This window comes from Roseofilum sp. (genome assembly GCF_982964205.1).
In genome coordinates, this window is sequence record NZ_CEZBFX010000061.1 from 20,110 (window position 1) to 27,995 (window position 7,886).

Sequence of the window (7,886 nt, forward strand, 5' to 3'; positions counted from 1 at the left end):
TTGCCCTGACTAGACTACAGGTAAACTTTAGTTCAAGGGTTTGTTCAAGTCCCGCTATTTTAATGTGGTCATGGCACTATTGCCTACCTCCGTGTCCCCATCTCCCCGTATCTCCTCGTCTGGAGTGTCAATGATTCCCTCGATAGCGATAGTAAGCAGCACAAGCGCCTTCGGAGGAAACCATGGGCGCACCGAGGGGATGTTCTGGGGTGCAGCGCGTGCCAAAAGCCGGACAATCATGGGGTTTCTTTACGCCTTGCATGATTTCACCACTGATACATTCGGTTGTCAGTACAGGGGGATTCGGATCGAGCCAGTCGGTAAAGCGCTTTTCGGCATCCCAAGGACAATATTCTGCCCGCAGTCCTAAGCCACTATCGGGGATTTCCCCAATGCCGCGCCAGGTGCGCGAGACGATTTCAAAGACTCGATCGATCAGGGTTTGGGCGGGTTGATTGCCCTCGCGACGGACGGAACGGCTATATTGATTATCAAGGGCAACTGCTTCTGTTTTCCCTTCTAACTGTTGAATGCAGCGATACAATCCCTGAAAAATGTCTATGGGTTCAAACCCCGTGACGACAATGGGAATCTGGTATTTTTCCACTAAGGGTTCATACTCGGTATATCCCATCACTGTGCAAACATGACCGGCTGCGAGAAATCCCTGTACTTGAGATTGGGGGGAGGAGAGAATGGCTTCCATGGCTGGAGGAACGCGGACATGGGAGGCGAGGAGGGAAAAGTTGTGAATTTGTTGTTGTTTGGCTTGATAAACCGCCATGGCAGTGGCGGGGGCAGTGGTTTCAAAACCGACCCCAAAAAAGACTACTTGAGATTCTGGATTGGCTTGGGCAATTTTGAGACAATCGAGGGGAGAATAAACAATTCGTATATCTGCGCCTGCGGCTTTGACACTGAGCAGGTCTTTGTCGGTTCCGGGAACCCGTAACATATCCCCAAAGGAACAGAGAATGATTTGGGGATGGGAGGCGATCGCGATTGCCCGATCGATAAGCGTCACTGGAGTCACACAAACCGGACATCCCGGCCCATGAATCAAGGTAATCTCCTCTGGCAACAATTGATCGATGCCATACTTAATAATCGAGTGGGTTTGGCCGCCGCAAATCTCCATAATAGTCCAAGGTTGGGTCGTAATTTCGGCGATCGCCGCTGCCATCCGTTGCGCCAATTGAGCATCCCGATATTCATCAACAAATTTCATAACCATTACTCCCCACTCTTCCCCACTATTAAAAAGGAAAACCCCCTCTCTTTTTTAATTTTTAATTTTTACTTACGCTTTCATCTGCCCTTTGCGCACTGCTTCCAAAATCAACTCCTGCTCTGCACGAGCGATCGCCCGTTGCACTCGCTCTACAGCAGGCATCTCGACAGAAATTGATGTCATGCCCCAGCGCACTAAAGGGTTAATCAACTGGGGATAGTTCACCACAGCTTGACCACAAATGCTACTTTTAATTCCTCCAGTTCGTGCTTGGGTAATACACTGCTCCAAAGCGGTTAACACAACTGGATGGAGAGCATTCAAACTCTGTCGATGTTGCTCCCACTGCTGGCGCTCCAAACCCAATAACAAGGGAATCAAATCATTGGTTCCCACACTTAAACCATCAATCCCCAGCTTGATATACTCTGAAATTTGCAACAATACTCCAGGAACCTCGACCATAATCCATAATTCCATCTGGGATAATTGCCGTCGATCTAGCCGCCTACGGATGGCAACCACTTCCTCAACTGTCCGCACAAAGGGCAACATTAAATGAATATTCTGATAACCTTGGCGATGCAAGTTTTCTAGCACCGTTAACTCCCAATCCAATAGGGTGGATCTAGAATCATTTACGTCACAGGCTAAGGTTCCTCGTATAGGAGAAGGCTCAAAGGAGTCAAAGGAACGATAATAAATAGGACGAGGGTAAAAACTCCGGGCTAACTCTTGTAGATTGTTCAACCATTCGGACATGAAGCGATCGCCATCTCTCCACCATGGAACACCTGGAAAGAGTTTGGCTGCCCATAATTCCGATCGCAATAATCCCACCCCATCCACATCTAAGCCTGAAAGATCCCCAGAAGGGGGTTGAGAGAGATTAATCCAAAGCTTTGTTGCGTGTAGGGGCGAAACCGTTTTCGCCCCTACCGTCATTGGTTTGCTTTCATCCTGAAGTTCAATCCGGTTAGGTGAATCAGGGTTTGCCCCGGTAATAATTTCTCCCGTTTCACCATTAATTTTAATCTGATCTCCGGTTACGAAGTGGCAGGTGGCTTGTTCAACTCCCACGAGGGCAGGAATGCCTAATTCCCGAGCCACGATCGCTCCATGGCTAGTCATTCCACCTGTTTCTGTAATCAAACCTGCTGCCCCGCTTAAGATCCAGGTTTCTTGGGGGGCGATCGCCCGTTTAACAATAATTTGTCCTGGAGTTAAGGTCATCGGTTCGAGTTTCTCCGGTAAGACCACAACTGGAGCCATAGCGACCCCTGGTGCGGCCCCTACGCCCTGGTAAGAACCTGAAGAGTTTTTTTTGTCATTTAGCGGGATAACGTCTGTAATCCACCAATTTAAGTCAGGATTGCCGATCCACTTGAGGCGGAAGCGATCGTACCACTGTTGTTTTAGGGCGAGGGTGCGATCGCCTAAACATTGGATTTGTGCTTCCCCTAAGCAGGGTTGATCCACCAAGGAGGAATCAAGAGTATAGGCACAGAGGAGGCAGTCCTTGGTGTTTAATAGGGGAGTATGCAGGGATAAGGTGGACAATTCACCACAGAGTTGGTGAGCAATACGTTTGTTACCCAACTGTTGCTCTTTAAGTTGGTAAGGCTGAAGGTGAATTTGATAGAGATCGCCACTGACTTGAGGTTCACTCGCGAGATATCCCAGTCCCCACGTCGCTTCAATTATCACGTCCCGATCTTGAGTTGCGATCGCCCCACTCATGGGTTCATTCTGTAGGGGTTGAATGAGAATACCCATCCTAATCTGATTTAAGGCAATGCCTTGATATTGCCAGTAGAGCAAGTACTTATTGCGAAATACTTCGGCCCAAATTTGTTTAATCGTATGGGCTAAAGCATCAGAATTTTTGGGACTTGCCCAAGTTCTCCACAAGCGAGAAAAGCTGTTTTGTTGATGGGGGGTTAGCGGTTTGGGTAAGCTGAGGGAGGGACGACAGAGAACAAAATCCCCATCCCAAGTGGCGATCGCCTCCAGCACCTTACCATACTCTGGCCAATCCAGAGGAGTGCTGAGGATTTTCTCCCGAATCCCTTGAGTCATTTGGTGTAACTGAATCTCCCAGTCTTCATTCATCAGATCGGTGGGCGTTTTCTGGGCAGATCGGGAAACCTTTACGCTCACTTGTTGAGTCAACAGAGGATGAGATTGGTGCAAGGACTGTAAAAATTGTTGTCTGATCTCATTCGGGATTGCCACACCCGGTAATACGGGATAGCCCTGCCGAAGGAGTTGGCTTAAATCCCAGATGCGATCGCCCACGGATGAGCGGTGTTGATCTTGAATCTCAGTGAGCCAGTAAATCGGATTCATGGGTGCAGGCGATCGCCAAATATCTTCATCTAATTGTAATCACTCTAATGGGTCTTTCCGCTGTTCTAGTTTCCGTGGGGTTAAACCCACCGAGCGATCGCTCCTAAATTAGTTCCTGATGAACAGTTGAATTTACTCTCAACACCTCCCTATGCTTAACTTTCTTGATCCCCCTGTTTTTTAGAGACAAATCTACACCGAAAGCATCCATTTTATCTTGTTGTTGGCGATTTATTCTACAGACGAGTTTTGCTCAAAGAAAAGTTACCAAACATGACCTAATATTGCAATCATTAAATAATTGTGACATTATCGTTCTGCTCCCTCAATTTAAGATTAAAGCTTAGAGAAGGTAGTTTTTGATCGGAGTAGCCTCACCCATGAGCAACCTATTCCAGCACCCGATTCATATGACAAGTGAACAATTGTCCTCATCAAAACCCAATTTCGTTAACCTCCAATTAAACTCCTCAATAGTTCCCCCTTAATTTTTTTGATCCAGAAGGAACTATCCACAACTAGAATCCATCAAAACCTCTAAAACCAACTCTGAAATCTTCTAGTTGGATGACCGAAAAAAGGGGAAAACTACCGCCTTCTAACCCCAAAAAATCGATCTATCTCACCCCAAGGAGTGAGGATTTATGTTAATCAAAATCAGTCACATCACGTTCAGCTCTCCCATACACTGGGATCTGTTCTATCCGATTCGTCAACGGTTAAACTCCTTAGAGATCAAGCGTCCAGAAATCGCTAGATTGATTGTCAAGCTCATCCCCGCTCAATGTCCCTTTGCCCGAGATATCAAACTGTTTGGACGCACCATCATCCGCATTCCCCCCATGTGCAAGCTCAATCCCCTATACGATGAACTCATGAATCTACGCTTCCGTTGTCTGTGCTTTCTCGCCGACGAGTGTGGTGAAGATATCGAAGCTTATCTCTAAACTCTCCTGCCGATCCCCTTCTGAAGAAGAGTACAGACAAGTTTCTGTAACTCCTCTTCAGAGTTCAGGAGCTATGTTACTATCTGAGTGGTTCGATCGAGCTAACCAAAAACTGCGATCGCCGTCAGTGGTGGAGTAGACAGGAGTGAAATAGACCATGTCATCGGGAAACGAGGATGTGAGGGCAGAGGTCAAAGAACCCCATAATCCCCTTAAACCTATCCGCATTGGAGTCATTGGTGTCGGCCATATGGGTCAACATCATACTCGTGTTTTAAGTTTGCTCAAAGACGTACACCTGATTGGCATATCTGACGTTGACATCGAACGGGGATTAGATACAGCCGGAAAATACCGAGTACGGTTTTTCGAGAACTATCACGACCTTCTGCCCCATATCGATGCCGTCTGTATTGCTGTTCCCACCCGTCTTCACCATGAAGTAGGAACGGCTTGTTTAGAAGCAGGAGTTCATGTCCTGATTGAAAAACCCATCGCTGCCAGTATCGAGGAAGCCGAAAATCTAGTCAATCTAGCCGCAGAATGTAACTGTATTCTCCAAGTCGGACATATTGAACGCTTTAACCCCGCTTTCCAGGAACTGAGCAAAGTCCTGAAAACCGAAGAAATTCTCGCCTTAGAAGCTCATCGCATGAGTCCCTATTCTAACCGCGCCAATGATGTGTCGGTGGTTTTAGACTTGATGATCCATGATATTGATTTACTCTTAGAATTAGCCTCTGCCCCCGTGAAACAGCTTACCGCAAGTGGGAATAGAGCCTCAGATTCTGGATATTTAGATTATGTAACCGCAACTTTAGGCTTTGAGAATGGCATTATCGCAACTCTAACCGCCAGCAAGGTTACCCATTGCAAAATTCGCCGCATCGCCGCCCATTGCAAGAATTCACTCACAGAAGCCGATTTTCTCAATAATGAAATTTTGATCCATCGCCAAACCACAGCCAACTATCGCACAGAATACGGGCAGGTTCTCTATCGCCAAGATGGCTTAATTGAAAAGGTATATACCAGCAATATTGAACCCCTTCATGCTGAATTAGAACATTTTGTCACCTGTGTACGCGGTGGAGATCAACCCTCGGTAGGTGGCGAGCAAGCACTGAGAGCCTTACGGTTAGCCAGTTCGATTGAGCATATGGCGCTAGATGGTCAATCTTGGCATAGTTTAGAGTCTCAACCTTCCCATGCTCTTAATTCTTCCATTGTTACTGTTTAGCTCGCTGAGAAGCCGGGTTTGTTGAATCCTCAAAACCTTCTAAAACAAGTAGGGGCGAAATAGATCCAAGCCCCTACTTTTACCTACCGCGAAGCGCTGTATAGTTGTGCGTATGGCTGCGGCACTCTCACCAGGCGCAGGAAATGTAGCTCACCGGAGTAATTTCCAACAGCAAGCATCTGGAGATCGCGGGATATGGCGCAGCAAGCAATAGAACTATCTCCAGAAAAACTGGCGATCGCATCTCCCGTCTGCAAATCCCAGATTTTCAGGGAAGTCTCGTATGAATGTGAAACAGAAATGACCAGCTCTTCACTAGGACTGAGTGCGACAACATGCATCCAGTCGATATAACCAGAGAAGGTACGCTCTAATTCCCCAGTATGCAGATTCCACACTTTCAAAGTCTCGTCATCTGAAGCAGAAATGACCCGTTCGCCATTTGGGCTTACTGCTACGGTACTCACCCAAGCTCTATGACCGGAGAAAGTATGTTCTAATTCCCCAGCGTGCAGATTCCATACTTTCACGGTGTAGTCGAAGGAACCAGAAATGACCCGGTTTCCATCGGGAGTGACGGCGATCGCTCCAACTGGAGCTCTATGGCCATAGAAGGTTCTCTCCAAGTTCCCAGCGTGCAGATCCCATACTTTCACCGTTCTGTCCCCTGAACTAGAAATTGCTCGCTGCCCATCCGGAGTTATGGTTACAGCCATAACCGAGTCGCTATGACCGGTGAGAGTATGCTCTAACTCCCCTGTATATAGATTCCACACTTTCAAGGTCTTGTCATCTGAAGCAGAAATCGCTCGTTTCCCATCCGGAGTCATGGCTAAAGCATTAACTAGGTCGCTATGACCGCAGAAAGTATATTCTAACTTTCCTGTATATAGATTCCATACTTTCAGAATCTTGTCATCTGAAACAAAAATTGCTCTCGCCCCATCCGGACTTATGGCTACAGTATCAACCCGGTCGCAATGACCTGAGAAAGTCTTCTCTAACCCCCCAGTTTGCAGATGCCAGACTTTTAGGATTTCGGCGTGTCCTGATGCGGAAATTACCGACTTCCCATCCGGCGTTATGGCGATCGCATAAACCGCATCAACCCAGCGTCTAGACCTGGGGAAAGTCTGCTCAAACTCTCCAGTGTACAGATGCCACACTTTTAGGGTATGGTCTGTTGAGGCGGAAATGACCCACTTCCCATCTGGGGCGATCGCTATGTCTTGAACTGAGGCTCTAAGACTCCAAAGAGTGTGTTGTAACTCTAACTCTCCTGTCTTCAGATTCCACACTTCCAGAGTCTCTAAGTGTGAAGCGGCGATCGCTCGTTCCCCATCCTCAGTTACAGCTACAGCCTGAACCCATTCCCAATGGTCGCAGAAGGTATGCTCTAGCTCCCCAGTGTGCAAATTCCACACTTTCACAGTTCTGTTGTGCGAACCAGAAATCACTCGCTCCCCATCCGGGGTTACAGCTACGGAACTAACCCAGTTGTGATGGCCTGTGAAAGTCTGCTCTAGCTCCCCCGTCTTCAGATTCCACACTTTTAGGGTTTCGTCTGCTGAACCGGAGATTGCTCGCTGCTCATCCGGAGTTACAGCTACAGCAATAACCGAGTCTTGATGACCTGTGAGGGTCTGCTCTAACTCCCCCGTCTTCAGATTCCATACCTTTATGGTGCACCCTGCACCATAAATCACTCGCTCCCCATCCGGAGTTACAGCTACAGCTCTAACCCAGCCTTGATGATCTGTGAGAGTCTGCTCTAACTCGCCTGTCTTTAGATTCCATACTTTCAGAGTCTTGTCGTCTGAACCAGAAATCGCCCGCTCCCCATCCGGAGTTACAGCTACAGCACTAACCGAACCTTGATGACCTGTGAGAGTCTGCTCTAACTCCCTAGTCTTTAGATTCCACACTTTCAGAGTCTTGTCGTCTGAACCGGAAATTGCTCGCGCCCCATCCGGAGTTAGTGCTACAGCATTAACCGAGTCGCTATGACCTTCCAAGATGCAGACGAGTGCTCCCTCTGGAGGTTTTAAGCTAGGAGTCAAGAGACGCAGACCGGGGGTTTGACTCTGGTTGGCCCGGGCCAGCAACTGTTGTATCTCTG

At 47.8% G+C, this 7,886-nt stretch carries 5 protein-coding genes; 2 read left to right on the plus strand and 3 right to left on the minus strand.

What is annotated here, in order from left to right; translation table 11 throughout:
• Positions 1 to 127 precede the first annotated feature (127 nt).
• A complete protein-coding gene (gene hypD, locus AC3A14_RS15230; RefSeq protein WP_318700092.1) occupies positions 128 to 1,228 on the minus strand; it encodes a hydrogenase formation protein HypD in 1,101 nt (366 codons plus the stop codon).
• Positions 1,229 to 1,300: 72 nt separating this feature from the next.
• On the minus strand, positions 1,301 to 3,580 hold the full coding sequence (locus AC3A14_RS15235; RefSeq protein ID WP_318732982.1) for a putative PEP-binding protein: 2,280 nt from the start codon (positions 3,578 to 3,580) through the stop codon (positions 1,301 to 1,303).
• Positions 3,581 to 4,224: 644 nt separating this feature from the next.
• On the opposite strand from AC3A14_RS15235, the gene AC3A14_RS15240 reads away from it, so the two are divergent.
• On the plus strand, positions 4,225 to 4,527 hold the full coding sequence (locus tag AC3A14_RS15240) for a Mo-dependent nitrogenase C-terminal domain-containing protein (RefSeq protein ID WP_318732981.1): 303 nt from the start codon (positions 4,225 to 4,227) through the stop codon (positions 4,525 to 4,527).
• A gap of 157 nt (positions 4,528 to 4,684) precedes the next feature.
• Positions 4,685 to 5,767, plus strand: a complete 1,083-nt coding sequence (locus AC3A14_RS15245; protein WP_318732980.1) for a Gfo/Idh/MocA family oxidoreductase — start codon at positions 4,685 to 4,687, stop codon at positions 5,765 to 5,767.
• Between the two features lie 83 nt (positions 5,768 to 5,850).
• On the opposite strand, the gene AC3A14_RS15250 is transcribed toward AC3A14_RS15245, so the two are convergent.
• The coding region (locus tag AC3A14_RS15250; protein WP_487779048.1) for a WD40 repeat domain-containing protein at positions 5,851 to 7,886 on the minus strand (2,036 nt) is incomplete at its 5' end.

Excerpts from the sequence above, each read along its gene's own strand:
- hypD (WP_318700092.1), bottom strand. The coding sequence starts at position 1,228 with ATGAAATTTGTTGATGAATATCGGGATGCTCAATTGGCGCAACGGATG.
- AC3A14_RS15235 (WP_318732982.1), bottom strand. The coding sequence starts at position 3,580 with ATGAATCCGATTTACTGGCTCACTGAGATTCAAGATCAACACCGCTCA.
- AC3A14_RS15240 (WP_318732981.1), top strand. The coding sequence starts at position 4,225 with ATGTTAATCAAAATCAGTCACATCACGTTCAGCTCTCCCATACACTGG.
- AC3A14_RS15245 (WP_318732980.1), top strand. The coding sequence starts at position 4,685 with ATGTCATCGGGAAACGAGGATGTGAGGGCAGAGGTCAAAGAACCCCAT.